Annotated in this window: 22 protein-coding genes; 7 read left to right on the top strand and 15 right to left on the bottom strand. The window is 46.1% G+C overall.

Annotation, left to right across the window (positions count from 1 at the left end):
* Window positions 1–5: 5 nt before the first annotated feature.
* The 3 genes from ACQY4U_RS03390 to ACQY4U_RS03380 are packed head-to-tail and all read right to left on the bottom strand — an operon-like array spanning window position 6 to window position 1,932.
* The gene (locus ACQY4U_RS03390; RefSeq protein WP_428327966.1) at window positions 6–383 is read right to left on the bottom strand and encodes a hypothetical protein; all 378 of its coding nucleotides are present in this window, start codon (window positions 381–383) and stop codon (window positions 6–8) included.
* A 48-nt stretch (window positions 384–431) separates the two neighbouring features.
* Window positions 432–1,493, bottom strand: a complete 1,062-nt coding sequence (locus ACQY4U_RS03385; protein ID WP_428327965.1) for a DUF932 domain-containing protein — start codon at window positions 1,491–1,493, stop codon at window positions 432–434.
* 34 nt (window positions 1,494–1,527) lie between these two features.
* Window positions 1,528–1,932: a single-stranded DNA-binding protein gene (locus tag ACQY4U_RS03380; RefSeq protein ID WP_428327964.1), complete on the bottom strand. Its 405-nt coding sequence runs from the start codon at window positions 1,930–1,932 to the stop codon at window positions 1,528–1,530.
* Window positions 1,933–2,612: 680 nt separating this feature from the next.
* Here ACQY4U_RS03380 and ACQY4U_RS03375 point away from each other — a divergent pair.
* The 4 genes from ACQY4U_RS03375 to ACQY4U_RS03360 all read left to right on the top strand — a co-directional run bounded on the left by ACQY4U_RS03375 (window position 2,613) and on the right by ACQY4U_RS03360 (window position 5,229).
* Entirely contained in the window at window positions 2,613–2,981 is a 369-nt protein-coding gene (locus ACQY4U_RS03375; RefSeq protein ID WP_428327963.1) for a response regulator, read from the top strand.
* A gap of 70 nt (window positions 2,982–3,051) precedes the next feature.
* Window positions 3,052–3,840, top strand: a complete 789-nt coding sequence (locus ACQY4U_RS03370; RefSeq protein WP_428327962.1) for an SDR family NAD(P)-dependent oxidoreductase — start codon at window positions 3,052–3,054, stop codon at window positions 3,838–3,840.
* Window positions 3,837–4,721, top strand: a complete 885-nt coding sequence (locus tag ACQY4U_RS03365) for a hypothetical protein (RefSeq protein WP_428327961.1) — start codon at window positions 3,837–3,839, stop codon at window positions 4,719–4,721. The genes ACQY4U_RS03370 and ACQY4U_RS03365 overlap by 4 nt, the downstream gene beginning before the upstream one ends.
* A 55-nt stretch (window positions 4,722–4,776) precedes the next feature.
* Window positions 4,777–5,229 (top strand): YkgB family protein, encoded by a 453-nt coding sequence (locus ACQY4U_RS03360; RefSeq protein ID WP_428327960.1) that lies wholly within the window; start codon window positions 4,777–4,779, stop codon window positions 5,227–5,229.
* Here the strand turns inward: ACQY4U_RS03360 and ACQY4U_RS03355 are convergent.
* The 10 genes from ACQY4U_RS03355 to ACQY4U_RS03310 form a co-directional block, all read right to left on the bottom strand.
* On the bottom strand, window positions 5,185–5,733 hold the full coding sequence (locus ACQY4U_RS03355; protein WP_428327959.1) for an RNA polymerase sigma factor: 549 nt from the start codon (window positions 5,731–5,733) through the stop codon (window positions 5,185–5,187). The genes ACQY4U_RS03360 and ACQY4U_RS03355 overlap by 45 nt on opposite strands.
* A 55-nt stretch (window positions 5,734–5,788) precedes the next feature.
* On the bottom strand, window positions 5,789–7,225 hold the full coding sequence (locus tag ACQY4U_RS03350) for a sensor histidine kinase (RefSeq protein WP_428327958.1): 1,437 nt from the start codon (window positions 7,223–7,225) through the stop codon (window positions 5,789–5,791).
* Window positions 7,206–7,931, bottom strand: a complete 726-nt coding sequence (locus ACQY4U_RS03345) for a response regulator transcription factor (protein ID WP_428327957.1) — start codon at window positions 7,929–7,931, stop codon at window positions 7,206–7,208. Before ACQY4U_RS03345 ends, ACQY4U_RS03350 begins: the two co-directional genes overlap by 20 nt.
* 4 nt (window positions 7,932–7,935) lie before the next feature.
* Window positions 7,936–8,865, bottom strand: coding sequence for an L-histidine N(alpha)-methyltransferase (locus ACQY4U_RS03340; RefSeq protein ID WP_428327956.1), 930 nt, complete (start codon window positions 8,863–8,865; stop codon window positions 7,936–7,938).
* 152 nt (window positions 8,866–9,017) lie between these two features.
* Complete coding sequence (locus ACQY4U_RS03335; RefSeq protein WP_428327955.1) at window positions 9,018–9,353, bottom strand: DUF6799 domain-containing protein; 336 nt, start codon at window positions 9,351–9,353, stop codon at window positions 9,018–9,020.
* 97 nt (window positions 9,354–9,450) lie between these two features.
* Window positions 9,451–9,840: a TraR/DksA family transcriptional regulator gene (locus tag ACQY4U_RS03330; RefSeq protein ID WP_428327954.1), complete on the bottom strand. Its 390-nt coding sequence runs from the start codon at window positions 9,838–9,840 to the stop codon at window positions 9,451–9,453.
* A gap of 22 nt (window positions 9,841–9,862) precedes the next feature.
* Window positions 9,863–10,171: a hypothetical protein gene (locus ACQY4U_RS03325; RefSeq protein WP_428327953.1), complete on the bottom strand. Its 309-nt coding sequence runs from the start codon at window positions 10,169–10,171 to the stop codon at window positions 9,863–9,865.
* Between the two features lie 53 nt (window positions 10,172–10,224).
* Entirely contained in the window at window positions 10,225–10,572 is a 348-nt protein-coding gene (locus ACQY4U_RS03320; RefSeq protein WP_428327952.1) for a hypothetical protein, read from the bottom strand.
* Between the two features lie 2 nt (window positions 10,573–10,574).
* Window positions 10,575–11,141, bottom strand: a complete 567-nt coding sequence (locus ACQY4U_RS03315; RefSeq protein WP_428327951.1) for a cupin domain-containing protein — start codon at window positions 11,139–11,141, stop codon at window positions 10,575–10,577.
* A 221-nt stretch (window positions 11,142–11,362) separates the two neighbouring features.
* Window positions 11,363–11,542, bottom strand: coding sequence for a hypothetical protein (locus tag ACQY4U_RS03310; protein ID WP_428327950.1), 180 nt, complete (start codon window positions 11,540–11,542; stop codon window positions 11,363–11,365).
* 211 nt (window positions 11,543–11,753) lie between these two features.
* Between ACQY4U_RS03310 and ACQY4U_RS03305 the strand changes: the two genes are divergently transcribed.
* From ACQY4U_RS03305 to ACQY4U_RS03295, 3 genes are read left to right on the top strand one after another with little or no spacing between them, the layout of a single operon-like run.
* A complete protein-coding gene (locus ACQY4U_RS03305) occupies window positions 11,754–12,134 on the top strand; it encodes a response regulator transcription factor (RefSeq protein WP_428327949.1) in 381 nt (126 codons plus the stop codon).
* A gap of 33 nt (window positions 12,135–12,167) precedes the next feature.
* On the top strand, window positions 12,168–12,992 hold the full coding sequence (locus ACQY4U_RS03300; protein ID WP_428327948.1) for an alpha/beta fold hydrolase: 825 nt from the start codon (window positions 12,168–12,170) through the stop codon (window positions 12,990–12,992).
* Window positions 12,982–14,436, top strand: coding sequence for a PAS domain-containing sensor histidine kinase (locus tag ACQY4U_RS03295; protein ID WP_428327947.1), 1,455 nt, complete (start codon window positions 12,982–12,984; stop codon window positions 14,434–14,436). Before ACQY4U_RS03300 ends, ACQY4U_RS03295 begins: the two co-directional genes overlap by 11 nt.
* Before the next feature lie 98 nt (window positions 14,437–14,534).
* Here ACQY4U_RS03295 and ACQY4U_RS03290 read toward each other — a convergent pair whose 3' ends face one another.
* Entirely contained in the window at window positions 14,535–16,883 is a 2,349-nt protein-coding gene (locus tag ACQY4U_RS03290) for a PAS domain-containing sensor histidine kinase (protein WP_428327946.1), read from the bottom strand.
* Between the two features lie 88 nt (window positions 16,884–16,971).
* Window positions 16,972–17,490 (bottom strand): SRPBCC family protein, encoded by a 519-nt coding sequence (locus ACQY4U_RS03285; protein WP_428327945.1) that lies wholly within the window; start codon window positions 17,488–17,490, stop codon window positions 16,972–16,974.
* Window positions 17,491–17,604: the final 114 nt, after the last annotated feature.

Genomic DNA, 17,604 nt, shown 5'->3' with positions numbered 1-17,604 from the left:
TAACATTAAGGGTTAAAAAATAATTCGACTGCAATTTTGAATTTGGGGTCGTTGTGCTTGCCCTGTTCGGTATAAGTGGTTAGGCAATGATTGAGGTACAATGCGCCGTAGCCGTCAAATAGCTGGTCGCTGAATACCGCACTGCTTTTTTCCAGTTGTTTACCGTAGCGTTTGATTTTGCGGTCGGCTTCTTCGGCCAACCCGAACCAAAAATCCACCCCGAATAATTGGTTCACCCAAACCTTGCGCACTTCATCGGGGTTCTCCCGCATATAGGCGCATAACTGTTGGGTATAAATCAAAAAGGCGGGTATCTCGTGCATCAGCAAAGCGTGTAATAACCTTGCTTTCTGTACATTATTTAATGCTTTTAATGGTTGCATGACATTCATTTTTAAGTAAGAAGATAAGGGGGATTGCTCCCCCATTGATTAATTCAGGGTAAGCGCATCCGCTCCGTTTTTGGCAAAATCAAGGCAAAGGTTAAAAGCGGTCTGCCCTCTTTGTTTGGCTGTGCCGTCCATGATGGATTTGAATTTTGCCACGTCATCGCTGAATTTGCGTACGTTTTGAAAATAGCCCGTGATGGCGTTATAGGCACCGAATACCGTTCCGGCGGTCGTTTCCATTTGTTGGGTGGGACTGCCTAAAGCGTATTCATACACGTTATCTACGATATTAGTGTAAGTGGTGGACAGTTCATCTACTTTGCCGTTCGCTAAGTTTTTCAGTACTTCTCTGTTAGGCGACATGGCAATCTGTATGAGCCGTTTCACTTCCTTGTCGGTGATTTTTACCTGTGACCAATGGTTGAGCAATCCCTCCAGTTCATGCCCTAAACTGCCCGATATGCCCATCAGCGTATGTGCCTGTTTCAGGCGGTCGTTAGCCGAAGCAGTATGCCTTATCTTAATAGAGTTACTGTGGTTGCGCAGGGCGGCATTAAGCGTATTGTTGCATACGATACGGATAGGGGTAAATGCTGCGGTGATACTGCCGAACCCATCATGCGAAGTGGTCAGGAAAAGATACTGTTCTATCATATCCTGTTTACCCACCCGTATATATCCCGGCAGTTTAGCGGTGATAAATATGCGTTCTCCTTTGCCCAATGCCCCTGCGGTTTCGTACAAAATACCATCCCCGCCACCTACGATGGCATCAAAAAATTCAAATGCGTTTACATTCTGTACGATTTCGTAGTCCTTGCCCACCACGCCCAAAACGGCATGGTTGTCTGTACGGACGGTAGCAAAATGGTTGGTTACGGGCATTTGGCTTCCCTCTACCACTTCTCCGTTATCTCCTATGGTTTCATCCCAATGGTAGGTAAACAGGGGTGATTTAATTACTTCGTAATCCAACCCCGCATATTTGATCGCTTCTGCGCTTGTGGGGTACTGGTCAACGATTTGACCTAATCCGTGCCATGCCTTTTCGTTCACGCTGAAAAAGCTGTCTTTTCCGTTTACCCTGTTGATGTTATGTGCCATGTTCTTAATTTTTTAATGACCGCTGAATTGCGCTCTAAATGAATATTATGTTATCTCCCTTAAAATGGCAGGTCGTCATCTTCACCTGCTGAATTGCCTTTATCTGCACCCTGTTTTGGGCTGGTGCTGTTAGCCGAACCGCCCAAAATTTGAGGTTGGCGATATTGCAGGTCAATGAACTTTTGGCATCGCCGTCCTTGTTCACCCATGCACGGCTACCCATGCGCCCGTACAGTTGCACCAATAAACCTTTTTTGAGATACTCGCCTACTTTGGCATTCAGCCAGTAGGCACATTCCACATAGGTGGTCAGTTCCACCCGTTCCCCGTCTTTGGGTTTGTAGCTGTCATTGATAGCGATACTGAAATTCACTACTTTTTTTCCTCCTTTAACCTCGCTAACCTTAGCGTCTGCGGTTAATCTTCCTGTTAGTTCCATTTGCGTAAAAATTTATTTGTTAAAAAATCTGTTCCTCAATGACCCATTCGGCAAAACCCTCATTTGGCCTTTGATAGAGGCAGAATACTTGCGCGGGGGGCGAGCGGAACAAGGCTGACGCAAAAAAATACGACCCGGAGCGCAGCGAAGGTGTGGAGATTTTTTTAAGCGGCACTTGCCTGGCCTTGGCCGCTGAAAAGGGGTAAATTTGCCTCAAGCAAAGGCTAAATGAAAAAGCATTTAAAAGTTAAAAGCAGTCCGGGGGAGGCTATGAAGAAGAAGCCTAATACAAATCATCCGCAAGGAAATCAACCGGCAGAAAGGAAAAATGCCCTTCTGGCTACCGTTGCCGGACGAGGCACCCGCAGGGCTCGGTTTTACTTTCGGCCGGGTCTATTGATAGTGCGTGGGCCGCAATCAGCCAAGTCATCAGGATCAGGGCAGGAATGAAAAACGAGCGCAGCTTTACCCGGCGGAAAAAAGGGAGCGTGGTGAACCAGTGAGGCGGGAATGATGCGCTGATCTAAGGATCAGGATAACCAGGCTCTTGCGCAAAGCAAAAGTGCCTGAAGTCTTTGGAAAAACGATCAGTGATCGCAGCGGCATCCCTTCAAAGAAAGATAAAGCAGAGCGCACGGCCCGGAGGGGATCGCCAAAATAATTCTTAAATTTGGGGAAATATGGCACCAAAAACAATCCTGGTCATCGATGATGACGAAGACATATTGACCCTCCTAACGACGATCTTAAAAGATGCCGGTTATGCAGTTACTGTGGGGCGGGATGTGACTTCCGTTTACGAGATCGAAAAGAACCCGCCGGCCTTGCTGCTGATCGATAACTGGCTACAGGGTAAAAGTGGTCATGATATTTGCTGGCAATTAAAGAACGATTTACGCACTATTGCGATACCTGTCGTACTGATTTCCGCAACCGCTAAACTGGACGAAACTGCACAGCGCTGCGGCGCAGATGATTTTATCTGCAAACCATTTGACATCGACGTTTTGCTGCAAAAGGTCGGCAGGTTCGCACCATTTCAGCGATAATCATAATTCGGCTTCATTTTTGAAAGGATATGCATTGCGGGACGACTAACCTCTACAAACAATCTTTCCTATGAAAAATGAAACAAATAAAAGCCTTAAAGGCAAGGTCGCGGTCATCACCGGCGCGGAATCAGGCATCGGCCAGGCTATTGCCATTGAACTGGGTAACCAGGGTGCCGCTATCGTCATCGCCTATCATGAAGATGAAAAAGCTGCGAACGATACGCTGAAAACTATAGCAGACAATGGCGGTAAAGCCATCATCCAAAAAACTGACGTTTCCGATTATGTTCAAGTACAGGCACTCTTTAAAGCGGCGCAGGAATTGGGCACCCCTTATATCTTAGTGAACAGTGCGGGTGTCGATGCTTCCGGCACACCGGTGGCTGATATGGATATCCATGTGTTTGACCAAACGATACGCGCCAATCTTTATGGCACATTTTATACCTGCAAAGAGTTTATCAAACTGCGCAAAGCCGCTGGCGGAAAAGGCAAGATCATTAACCTGAGTTCGGTGCATGAAGATATCCCACGCGCCGGGGCGGCCGAATATTGTGCCAGTAAGGGCGCGGTCCGTAACCTGACCCGTTGCCTGGCATTGGAACTGGCCGAAATGAGGATAAATGTAAATAACATCGCGCCGGGAATGGTATTGACCCCGATGAACCAGGAAGCAATTGACGACCCCAAAGTACTAAAAAAACAAGTTGAAAGTATCCCCTGGAAGCGCGCGGCCGAACCCTGGGAGATTGCCAAACTGGCGGCATATTTAGTATCTGAAGATGCCAGCTATGCTGCCGGGCAAACCTTCACACTGGATGGAGCCTTATCACAGAATTTAGGACAAGGAGCATGAGTTACAATGTCATCAAAATAGAGGAACTGAAACTGAAATGCAGTTCGCCCCTGGAGGGCATGTATAAACTCAGCCCGTTGGTATGGGAAGAAAGCGGCGTGTATAAAATGCTGGTACGTGCCGTGAACACATCCGAAGACGCGACACAAAAGGTAGCGCGCGTATATTCGGGCATTTCTAAAAACGGCATCAACTTTAAAATGAGCGACGGGCCGGTCATCGCGCCGGGTATAACCAGTTTGGACAAAGATGGCTGCGAAGACCCGACCGTTGTTTGTATTTCAAAAGGATATTTAGTGTATTATACCGGCTGGAACCAAACCAAAATGGAGGGACAGTTATTGATGGCCAAAGGAAAAACGCTGGACGCATTAACATTAAATAACGTCGCTATCCCCAGTAAGAAGCCGTATCTCAATCCTAAGGAAGCATCGGTAACGCAACTGAAAAACGGTAAATGGAATCTGCTTTTTGAATACGCTGATCAACATCGCTCCAAATTAGGCAAGGCCACCAGCAAACATCCGGAAGGCCCATGGAAAATCAAGGGGGAATTTTTAGAAGCGGTCAAAGATAACTGGGATAGTTACCATTTAAGCCCCGGCCCGGTACTTTCGGATGTTAATGGCGAAACGGTGATGTTTTATAATGGCTCGGATGATAAAGCCCGCTGGCGTATCGGCTGGGTGAAACTGGATGAGAAAGGCAAAGTTACTGAACGGAGTAAAGACCCGCTGATCACCCCACCGAAAAGCAAACCCGGTGAAACGGATATCGCCTTTGCCGCCTCGGCAGTACTGGTGGGCAAACAGATTTGGCTTTATTATACCACGGCTGATAAATCTACCTTCCGGGCTGTTATTGCCTGCGAAAAAGATTGAAAGGTTTTGGTTGTTTAAACGACTAATGTTTTAGTATACATCAATCACTAAAACTATGAAAAACAATCAATTAACCGGCTTGGGTGCCGGCATCATCCGCTACGGTTTGGCCATTGTACTGATTTGGATCGGTATCACCAAGTTTATGCCCTACGAGGCAGAGGGGATCAAACCATTGGTCATGAACAGTCCTATTTTATCGTGGACATTGGGTATCATGAGCATCTATACTTTATCGATGGTACTGGGCACTATCGAGATCATTTGCGGACTGCTTATCGCTATCAAATTGTTTGCGCCAAAAGCTTCGGCGGTTGGCAGTATTGGCGGCATCATTACTTTTGTGATCACGCTCACTTTCTTATTATCTACGCCGGGTATCATTCAAATGGGCCAGTCCTTTCCGTTCCTGTCTCCACAACCGGGAGAGTTCTTGGTTAAAGATATCGTATTGTTGGGAGCATCAGTCTGGACGGCCGGCGATGCTTTGGCTGTTACCGCTAATTAGGTAAGTTCTTAACCGCAGCCGGCTCCGGTGACTGATCGTCCAGAAGTTGGCTGTGGTTATACCCAATCGGCGGCAGATCAGGTCCGTCGGAGTATTTTCTAAATATTTCAGTTGGAAAACATCCGCCCAAAGGCGAGGCATTTTAGCGAGGTTCCGTTTGAGACCGACCATAAATTCCTTATAAATCAACAGGTCTTCATTAGAGCAATTACTTTGCTGGCGGGCATGCACCGCAATAATTTCCGTTTCTTTAGCCTGCTGCACGCTTTGCTTACGGTAAAGGTCCATGACTTTATGCAGCAGGATTCCGGTCAGCCAGGTCTTTTCTGTACTGTTTCCTTTAAAATAATCGAGACTTTCTAAGGCCGCCAAAAAGGTATCCTGCACCAGGTCACGGGCCTGTTCTGTATCATTGATCTTGCTTAGGGCAATCTTTTGGAGATAGCTACCGTATTTGCCGTTCCAGTGTTGCGGATCGGTGGGGTGATGGGGTGTTGTCTGCATAAATGAACAACCTGTAGTAGTGATGGAAAGTTATCACAGAAGTATATACAATTCATCAACTTTGATACAATGCCATATGAATGGTGAATGTGTTGTTTTTGCCCGTGCTCAGCTTCAACTCATAATCATGCAGTTCGAGGATGCGTTTCACAATCGCCAAGCCTAAGCCTGATTTTGGCGGACGGTTAGCATTTCCTTTATTGAGCCAAAGCCTGATATCATCTGTCACAGCGGGGCCGCTGTTTACGAATTGCAATACCAGCTCACTTCCTTTTTTATGCAGTTCGACCTTAATGGCGCCATTATCGGGTGTATATTTAACGGCATTACCAATAAGATTACGGATCACCTTTTCCATCATGCTCACATCCGCGAAGATCATATAGGTTGTTTCACAACCCAGACATTCCAGCGTGATCTTTTTCGCTTGAGCCGGCAATATCCAGGAGGTTACGATCTCCTTAACTACCTCGGCGACAGCGAACGGTTCGCGCTGGGCCTTAAATTCAACCGATTCCAGTTTGGACAATTCAAACAGCTGCATCACCAGGTTCTCCACCACCTGGATCTTATGTTCAACCAGTTGCAAATGTTCGGTAGCCTCAGGGCTTAATTTACCTTGCAGCAACAGGGTTTCGGTATAACCTTTCGCGACCGAAAGCGGTGTCCGCAGGTCATGCGAGATATTGGTAATAAAGTTTTTGCGCTCATCCTCGGATTGCTTTAATTGACTAATGGTCTGATGTAACCGGTCTGCCAAACTATTAAAAGCAAGCATAATACTATGCAGTTCGCTGGGCACTTTTCCGTCAAAACGCGCCTCGTAATCACCTTCGCGAAAACGGTCAAGCGTTGCGATCACGCTGTTGAAATTGCGTTGCAGGCGTTTAAAGTATAACCAGGTAAATAAAAGCGAAAGAACGATAATGATTAAAAAGGCCTCTATAGCCAAAGTGGTGACATGGCTGCCGGTCAACAGGTCAGTTACATTCCGGTATTGGTTACTGGCCAGGATCACATAGATATAGCCTATGATCTTGCCCTTAATGACCACTTCAGCCGCCGAAAATATTTTCATGGTGCCGGGGTCTTTCGGATCAGGGCCTTTGATATAATCTGTGCCACCGGTTTGGATGTGCGTCTTGATCTTATCCAGTGGCAGATACCAGGCTTTAATGAGGGAATCAGCCGCCTGGTATTCAATCACCTTGCCTTTGGTATCTAAAAAATACACCTCGTCATTTGGGTTAATGACCATGGCGTTATAGAATACCGAATCTGCTTTCTGCTTATTGATGCCATTATTCCCAAAAGGTGATGTGAACTTAGCGATATGCGCCGCCACATCCTTGTTCAGCAATTGGGTACTGGCCTCGTAAAAATGGGTGGTGGCCATATAGGCAATGGCCATAAACAGTACGCTGAGCACACTTATCAATATGAACATAAATACGCCGATACGGCTGAATATACTATTGTTCCGGAGTTTCATCTGCAAATCGGTAGCCCACACCCCAGGAGGTGAGGATATATTGAGGTTTAGTTAAGTCTGTTTCCAGTTTGATGCGAAGACGGTTAATATGCGAGGTGACGGTATGTTCGTAATCAGAGATGTTGTAGCCCCATACCAGTGTCAAGAGTTCTTGGCGGCTGTAGGTTTTGCCGGGATTGCGGGCCAATTGCAAGAGCAGATCAAATTCTTTTTGTGTCAGTTCGAGTCGCTTGTTTTTCAGACTCACCTTTTTCAGATGGTTGTCGATCACGAGATCTTTAAACCGGATCTCCGGCTTAGTTTCCACCAAAACTTCCGGTTCCCGGCTGCGTAAATGCGCCTTGATCCGTGCTGTCAATTCCCTAACACTGAAAGGTTTGGTCATGTAGTCATCGGCACCCATTTCCAGCGCCAACACCTTGTCAATCTCTTCCGAACGGGAAGACAGCATCATGATCGGTGTTTTCAATTGCTGGCCACGGATAGTCCGGCAAATCTCGATCCCATCCAAATCGGGAAGCATAATATCCAGCAGGATAAAATCAAAACAATCGTTTTTGATAGTTTGCAGTGCTTCGTTACCCGACATACAGGATGTCAGGCGGTAGGCCGGTTCGTTGAGGTTCAGGTTCAATAGCTGAATAATGTCCGGATCATCTTCAACCAGCAGGATTTTTTTCATCGGTAGTATTTCAACAGCTTTCATGGCCTTATTGTTTCACTACCCAAACCCCGTCCGTAAACCAAGCCTTACTGTCCAGCAGGTGTTTAACCGGGGCAAAGCCTGCTGCGACAGCCATATCGTCTATTTCGGCAAGTTCATATTTCTGCGAGATCTCCATCCAGATATACTCATCTTTTCGAAAGGTAATTTCTTCATCACTTACCTTTACTAACTGATCTTTTAGACTAATCAAATAACTTTTGCAGGCCCCGCTTTCCGGATCATAGCTGCAATAATGCTTGAAAGCTTCCAAATCAAAGCTGGCGTCTAGTTCGCGGTTCAAACGGCTCAATAAATTGAGATTAAAACGTGATGTAATGCCATCGGTATCATCGTAAGCCGCACGTATCAGGTGCGGGTCTTTTTTCAGGTCGACACCCATGATGACCATATCGCCTGGCGAAAGATAGGACCGAAGTTTGGTGCAAAACTCTTGCGCTTCAACTACCGGCATATTGCCAATATTAGCACCCAGGCACAGCACTACTTTGCGAACCGAACGTTCGGCGGCTATCGCCAGCATGTCGAAATAATCACCATGGAGGCCTTGTAACTTAAGGCCGGGCAGTTGCTGCGGCAAAGCTGTTTCCAGGTATTCAATAGTGCTGGCCGATATATCGATCGGGCAATAAGTAAAATCAGTATCAGTGGCGAGTAACAAACTCAGCAGGTGGCTGGATTTGGTGCAGTCGCCCGCGCCCAGTTCGATCAGGTCAAATGGTTCGCCGCCACGCAGGATCAGGTCGGCCATTTCTCCCGTCTGTTCCGTAAATATTTCCAGTTCACAATCGGTGACATAGTATTCCGGGCAATTCATGATCTCCTGGAACAGCTTATCGCCGGCTTCGTCATAAAAGTATTTGGCTGCCATTTTTTTAGGTGTGCCACGCAAACCGTTAAGGACATCGGCCTGCATAGATATCACAGAACTATAACATTTCTCAATCATATTTATACACTGTTTTTCAACTGTTTACAAATAAATACACTGGCTTTTATTGTCTACAGAGTGCCTACAAAAAAGCCCGCCATTTTCACGACAGGCCTTAAACATAAACGTCTGAAAAATTACATTTTGCTCATCGGCATTTTTTTCATTTTGCCGTTCATCATCATCATGTCGCCGTCCTTCATCTTCATCATCTTACCGTCTTTCATTTTGACGCTGCCGTCCATCATAACCATGGTACCATTGCTCATGGTCATATCCTTGTCCATCATCATCGTTTTGCCGCCCTTCATCATCATCATTTTACCGTCTTTCATCATGACGCCATCCTTCATTTTCATTTTGGATTTCATCATCATTTTTTTGTGCATACCAGTATCAGTTTGCATTTTGTTTTCAGCCATGGCGCTACAGCTCAGTGCAAGCGCGAAACAGGCGATCAGAATTTTTTTCATGATTATTTAGTTTTTTTTATACCTAACCAGTATAAATATCAAGCCACTTAATTGCAGGTGAACCTGCCAAAGTAAGCCTGTGATGGTTTTGTGATTTTTAATGCTGCCTGAGTTTGGCCGCCATACTTTGGGTGGTATGGGGTACCGCCAGTAATCTTTCCTTTTGGATCAATTCGCCGGTCGTGCGGCAAATGCCGTAAGTTTTATTGGCGATGCGGCCCAGCGCCGCTTCCAATTGCTGGATGAACTTTTGCTGCCGTCCCGCTAACTGATGAATAGATTCCTTGTCCAGCGTGGCCGCGCCATCTTCCAGTGTGGCGTGGGTACCGCCGGTATCATCGGTGCCGTTCGGGTTACTGCTTTGTAGCGATGCCGACAGATCGGCCAGTTCTTCCCGTGCGCTATTCATCTTGTGTATAATGACTTGTTTGAATTCTTCGAGGTCAGCGTCACTGTAACGCGTTTTAGAAGGAGCTGTATTTTCCATGGGGCTATAACGCCCGAACACTTTAAATGGTTTTGAGCGGAACAAATCCTTCAGGTAGTTTTATCAGGTATTCCCTGGCCAGGGTTTTGGCGATCGCTAACATCCATGTCAGCAGCGGCAGTTCCTGCTCGTTATACTGATCAGTAGTATTCCATATTTGAACAATGGTTTTTTCCAGCAAGGTATCGGTCACGCCTTTTTCCCCGACGATGTGAAAGATCGCCAGTTGTAAAACTAGTGCGTATTGGTCATATAAAGCTTCAGCACCGGAGCGGGTTTTGGCACGAACAAGTACTAATAGTTCCTTTGGATCAATCAGGTTGAGGGGCATTTATAAAATATAAATAGCAATGTGTGAAGTATATAGCCATAAGCATGCCAAGTTTAAATCGTCCTTTCTTTTGCCGCAGACAGGCGCGCCTCCCGGAGTTTGGTATAGATCGACCAGCCGCTTAACAGGTAGATCACGGTAATGACCCCGAATATCCATAGTGGAATATTTTTGCCGGCTATGATCATATATAAATAAGGTAAGCTATAACCCAACGCTGCAAAAAGCAAAGGCAGCAGGTATGGACGTTTTTGTCGGATGTTTTTGACGGCCCGGCCGATAAAGATCAGGAAAAGGAGTTTGCTCATTAAATAGAGTACGAGGAACAGCCAGGGATCAAGCTGGTGCAGTGCGGCCTGTTGAAACAGATAATCTTTGATCAGGGAGCAGTAGTAGGCCATCTTCAGGCGAACTGGTGCTGCAGGATCGCGATCACATAAGGTGAATCGATCCGGATATCATGATGGGTATGCAGTGGGATATTCAAGTGGTCACCGGCATTCAGGGTAAATAGTTCATTGCCGACAGTGCAGGTACAGGTTCCTTTTAAAATAAAGAAACTCTCCGAGATCACTTCGTGCATTTCTTCCGGTACATTGAGTTTAGTGATGACTAAAGTTTGCGCGATCTGGTCATTTTGCTGCAATACCCGGGCGAAAAAATCTTCAAACGGTTCCGCGGGAATAAGGTGTTCTACCGCTTTCAGCCAGCTTTCATAATTAGAATATTTACTGGTCGGCGGCAGGTTGTCCAGGTTGATATGGTCTTCCAATGCGGCGAGTATTTTGTTTTTAAGCAGTGGCCGGGGTATAATGGCCTGGCTTTGGGCCAATTGTTCGAGCGTAATTTCGATTTGGTTCAGTTCCTGATCGATCTCGGGATAAGTTAAGCGCAGGGCGGCGACCTCGTCATTAAACTCAAAACAATGCTGTTCTAAATTCCCGTTATCAATATAGGACCTGATATCCATGAGCGACAAAGTTACAATAATCAATCGAAAATATTTGAAGTGTCCTTACAACCAAAAGAACTGAGCGATAGCCTTTAACTGCTGATGTGACAGCACGCTCCAGCCAATATGACCATTGCGAGCAGAAACAGAAAGCAGAACAAAGAGAATTTTAAAGAAGGCACCATTATTCCTTGGTCGGATATAATTGCTATTCCTTACAGCGCTTCTGTTGAGATGTTTTATTTCTTTCGCTTTGCTTTCTTCGGTTCCCGGTCTTTCTGCCTGGCTTCTCTTTCCGCTGACAGCCGCTCTTTGACCAGTTCGTCGACCGCTACAGCTCGGCCCGGGCGTTGGGCGATGGCTTGTTCAAAATCTTCGAAAGATAAACTTTCACTCTCAAAACTATTTTTCTTTTTCATCAGGCTCCGTAACCATAAGGTCGCCGTTTTAACAACACTGATCAAAAAATGTTTAGCCCGCGGGGGCAGGCTAAAATTAGTTATTGTCTTTTTTATGACCCAATAATTCGTTATAAGCAGAATAGTTTGTCCGGTACTACTCCGTCTGCGAATAATAAGGGCTGTTTAACCGCCTGAAATTTAGAGGAGCGATTATTGTCATGCAATAACCATGTACAACCAGATAAGACAAAAGAAGTTGCTGATCATTGAGGATGACGCTGACATATTGAGCATACTGGATCTTATCTTTTCCGAAGAGGGCTACAAGGTGGTCTTATCAGAGACCGGATCTGAAAGTGAACGATTATCAGAAATCAAACCAGATCTGATCTTGCTGGATCTGCGGCTTTCAACGCTCGGCCGGGAAGGCGCGGAGATCTGTCTGCGCCTGAAATCGCAACCCGTCACCGCTTTTATACCGATCATCCTGCTATCCGCCGAACGTGACATTCAACAAATTTGCCAGAATTGCGGCGCTGACGATTACATGGCTAAGCCTTTTGATATTGAACAGTTGTCCGGCATGGTGAAGGAATTGGTGTTAAAGTAAGAACGTTTAGGTATCTTTAGCAAAATCCGCTACATGATGATGAAAGCTGAGGCTGTGATAAAGCGTAATAATGTGAAAGTGATCGGTGACGGTGAACAAGTGGTGCTCTTTGCACATGGATTCGGTTGTGACCAGCGTGCCTGGAAATTTATTGTTGATGCTTTTACAGCGGATTATAAAGTGGTCCTTTTCGATTACACAGGTTCAGGGCAATCGGACGTCAGCCAATATAGCGCTGATAAATATAAAAGCCTGGATGGATATGTTCAGGATGTGCTTGATCTCTGCGAGGCGCTTGAATTAACCAATACCATTTTTGTCGGTCATTCGGTTAGTAGTATGGTTGGTTTATTAGCCGCGGTGCAGCATCCGGAATTTTTTTCCAGGCTGGTGTTTATCGGCCCCTCGCCGCGATACCTGAATACAACTGATTATACCGGCGGTTTTGAAAGGCAGGACCTTGAAAATCTGTTTGAATTTATGGACAGTAATTACCTGGGCTGGTCAAGTGCGATGGCCCCGGCGATTATGGCTAACCCCGAAAGGCCGGAGTTGGGTGAATTCCTGACCGATAGCTTCTGTTCCACCGATCCGGACATCGCTCGCGCATTCGCGCGGGTAACCTTCTTTTCCGATAACCGAGATGACTTGTCTAAACTTAAAGTAAAGAGTTTGACGCTGCAATGTTCCGAAGATGTGATCGCGCCTTTAGTGGTTGGCCAGTATTTTCATGAGCATACCCCAGGCAATGAATTCGTTTTGATGAACGCCACTGGCCATTGTCCGCATATCAGTGAGCCGGCTGAAACGATCAATGCTATCAAGACCTATCTCCATATTGAGGAAAATGGAAAATGATCTGCTGGCCCGGCTGATCGATGCGGAGCAGTTGTATCAAAATGCCCCTTGCGGCTATTTTTCCCTGTCTGCTGACGGAAAGATCATCAAGATCAATTTAACTTTACTGAATTGGCTGGGTTACGAGGAAAAGGAATTGCTCGGCCAAAAGTTTGCTTCTTTACTCACAAAGGGCGGACAGATGCATTTTGAAATGTTCTTTTGGCCGGTAGCTAGTATCAGTAAGGCAGTCAAAGAATTCAGCTATGAGATCTTGCGTAAAGATGGTTCCTTAATAGCCGTGCTGTTAAATGCTTCAGCCTTGCTGGATGAGCACGGCAAATTGCAGGCAATCAACGCGGTATTAACCAACACCACCGAACGGAAGAATTACGAAAAGGAAATACTACATTCCAAAAGGGTCGCTGAAAGTGAGAAAAAACGCTTGCAGTTTATGGCCGACCTGGTACCGGAGATCATCTGGACGACAACGGCAAAAGGAAACATAGATTATGTGAACGCCCGTTTTTGTCAATACTTTAATTGTAATGGCGAAGACACCCGCTCCTCTTTTGTGCTTTCCAAAGTTCATAAAGATGACCTCCGGGAGCTGTTAAAAGTCTGGTACAGATCAATCGCAACAGGTGAACATTTACAAAAAGAGATCCGGCTTCTTAACCGGGAAGGAATTTACGAGTGGCATTTATTGAAGTCCGCGTTGTTTTTGGATGAGGAAGGCAATATGACCAATTGGTTTGGCTCCTGCGCCAACATTAACGACCATATCAATGCGTTAAAGAAAAAAGATGAATTTATCAGCATCGCCAGCCATGAATTAAAAACGCCGATCACCAGTTTAAAGGCCGTTTTGCAATTACTCGACCGGTTGAAAAATGATCCATCAAATAAAATGGTGCCGGGACTGATCGAAAAGGCCAACCGGAATGTCGACAAGGTGAATGCGCTGGTAGAAGACTTGTTGAATGCCAGCCAGATGAACCAGGGCCAATTGCATTTGAATAAATCAATGTTCAATCTTGCCGGGCTTATCAGTGACTGTGTGCATCATGTACGGATTGATCAGCGCTACGAGATCATTATTGAAGGCGATATTATATTGCAGGTTTTTGCTGATGAAGGCAGGATCGAGCAGGTCATCGCCAATTTTATTACCAATGCCATTAAATATGCGCCTGATAGCAAACAAATTTTTATCAATTTAAAAAACGCTGGAGCCAATGTTTTGATTGAAGTAGTTGACAAAGGTCCCGGTATCGCCGAGGAGAAAATACCGCATCTTTTTGACCGTTACTACCAGGTTGAGAACAAGGGCAGTAAGTACTCCGGCTTGGGTCTTGGGCTATTCATCTGTGCCGAGATTGTTAAGCGCCACGGTGGTGAGATCGGTGCCCGTAGTACGCTTGGAGAGGGAAGCGTTTTTTGGTTTAGCCTGCCGACTTCTTGACAAAAAATAAGTTCATCAATTCATTTTCCTATTTAAACTTATGCAACTCATCCCGCTTTTCAAGGAAAGTGATATGCGCGCGTTTTTTGGTGCCAAACTCAAACAGCCCTAATTGTTTCCAGCGGCAGGCTAAAATAAAAGATGGAACCAACACCACTTTCGCTTTCTGCCCAAATTTCGCCGCCATGCCGGTGAATAATTTCGGCACTCAGATATAAACCGATGCCGAAGCCAGCAATGTGCTGGGTATTGTTAGTTTGCACCCGGTAATAGCGGTCAAATATTTTGGTGAGGTCGTCCCGCTTAATACCCATTCCTTCATCTTTAATGCTGACAACCAACTGGTTATCTTTCGTCTTGCAGGCGATTTCGATATTTTTTCCTTTGGGTGAATATTTCACGGCATTATTAATCAGGTTGGAGATGACGGAACCGATTTTATCTCGGTCAGCGTTTACAGGGATGGGCGGGCACTGGACAAAATGCATCAGGTGGGTGCTGGCGGTCAGGCTGGCCTCCGAGATCATGTCTTTGATCAAGGCTTCCATATCGAAATTTTGTTTCTCGATATATATTTTGCCGGATTCCAGGCGCGAGATATTCAGGAACCCATTAATCATGGCGGTCATTCGTTTGACCTGGATATTAGATTTTTCCATAGCGCCGGCCAGGAAAGGGTCCTCACTGTTCTTGAGTTTTAGACTGGCCACCTGGAGTAAGGCGTTCAGCGAGGTCAGCGGGGTTTTTAATTCATGGCTGGCCATGCCGATAAAATCGTCTTTCTGCCGCTGAACTTGTTTGCTGGTTTCCAGCTCGGCCTCCAGTTGTATTTTTGTCTCCAGCAACTCTGCCTGGCTCTTTTCGATGGTTTGGCGGGCCAGCACCTGTTCGGTCACATCGATGGTGATGGCGAATACGCCCGCGATTTGGCCGGTCGCGTCACGGTATGCCTGGTAAACGAAATTTTGGTAGACGATATCCGGCAGTCCGTGACGAATTAACGATACCGGTAGTTCCCTGGCATAAAAGGTTTCCCCGGTTTGGTATACGTTTTTCATGACTTCCTCCAGCCCCTGGCCGCGGGCATCAGGCAGCGCATCGAAAACAGGTTTGTTCATGACCGCCGCCTGCGGCTTGCCCCAAAGTTCCACCATTAATTGGTTAGCGACGGTGATGACATGATCCGGGCCGGACAGGATACACATAGCTACCGGTGCCTGCGCGATCATATTTTGTAGGTTCTCTTCACTTTGTTCGACCTGCCGTTTGGCCAATACCCGGTCGGTAATTTCCGAAGACATGACCAGGACGCCGGTATATTGGCCATTGTTATCGGTGAGCGGCTGATAGGTATAATCCACGAAAGTTTCGCGGACGCTGCCATCTGGTTTTTCAAATAAAACCGGGCTTTCCTTGACATCAATGATTTCACCCGTAATCATGACCTGCCGTAGTTGACCGGGAAAAGGCTGGTCAATCAGTTCCGGCAATATGGCTAAAAGAGGTTTGCCAATTACCTCTTCCGTTGTTTTGTTCCAGTAGTCCAAATTGGCCTGGTTGATCATTTCCACGATGAGTTCCGGCCCGCGGATGACCACTACGGACGCTGGTAGCATATTGATCAGTAATTGCAGTTGTTGTTGTGCCTGAACCGTTGCGGTCACTTCGATGACAAAAACGAGAATGCCATCTATCTCTTCGCTGGCATTCCGTCGTGCCTGGTAAATAAAGTTGAAGTACCGGTCCTCGACCGGTCCATCCGCTGTACGAGCCAGCGGTATTAATAATTCATTGCCTTCAAAGGTCTCACCTGTTGTATAAACGTTTTGCAGGACATCCCAAATGGGTGCTCCTTTGACCTCGGGAATGGCTTCCAGCATCGGTTTTCCCAGGATGTCACGGCCGGGAAAAAGTTGCTGGTAGAGCGGGTTGATCAGTTCGAACGTGAGTTCGGGCCCGCTCAAAATACAAATGCCGGCTGGCGCCTGCATAAAAAAGCGGTTTAAACGATCTTCGCCATATTGCAGGAGTTTCCGGTTTTTTACTTTATCGGTCAGGTCGATAGCGGTACCCAGCACATAAGCCACTTCGCCATCCGGACCGGTTATGGGGTCGAACGTACTTGACCACCAAAATTCAGTAATTGCCTTCGTTTCCGGGTCCGCGATATGGTAAACGTATTCTGGTATTTGGGTTTGTTTTTTGTTGGAAATGGCATCCATGATGGCCTGCCGGGTGAGGTTAGCTCCCTTGGGGTCATTGGCCTGGTCAGGAAATATCGAAAATGCACCCTTGCCTACGATCTGTTCTCGGGCTAGGCCGGTCAGCCGGCAATAGGCGTCACTTGCGGTAACGATCGTGAAATCGGGCGCGTCGGCTTTCATCAGTAAGCAGGCTGCAGATTTTTCAAAGATCTGCAGCAAAATATCTTCAGGGAGGAAAGCCATAGTGACAAAGTTAACAGAACATAAAAACCTGTTTATTGTTTTTAAGTAAGAAAAGCTATAATGTTTGAAGGGCTAAAAAAGGGAGGTTTTACTTTTCCAGCAGGCTTTTCAATATTAGCAAGCTTTTTTCCATGTCTTTGGCCACGTGTTTTCGCATTTTCGGAATGAAAAGATTGATCGGTACGGGCAAACTGCCCGCATTGCTCCAGGATAGCTTGGTTTCATTGACAGACAGGGATTCCGTTTCCATGATGATCCGGGCGGTAGCTTTCATTGGTTTGACAAAACGGATCTCCATTTCCAAGCTTTTGTCCGCGTCAATCGCGAGGATCTCTTTTTCGCCTTCACCCGCGTCTTTATTGCCTTTCCAGGCATAGATATAACCAACGGTACCATCGTTGCCTTGGAAGCTCTTTTCGCGGGTAACGTCTTCCATAGAATTGGTATTGAAACTTTCCTGGTTTTGCAAAAAACGGATATAGTCGAACACTTTTTGAAGTGGTGCCTGAATGACGATCTCTCGCTTAACGTAATGATTTTTTTTGGAAAAGAGCGCCGCCAGAAATACTAAAGTGACAATGCCGATAATGATGTATAGAATGATCATTGAATTTTTTTATTTTTCTTTTAAAAGTATGAAAATTGATTTAGTTATTCCCATTTTGTATTCAGATAACGTTCACAGTAGTTGCTTAGCTTTCGATTATCACTTGTGGTTTAG

This window comes from Mucilaginibacter sp., from assembly GCF_965277465.1.
In the GTDB taxonomy this organism is placed as follows: Bacteria; Bacteroidota; Bacteroidia; order Sphingobacteriales; family Sphingobacteriaceae; genus Mucilaginibacter.
Note: the sequence above shows the minus strand (reverse complement) of the source record. Positions and strands in the feature narration are given on the sequence as shown.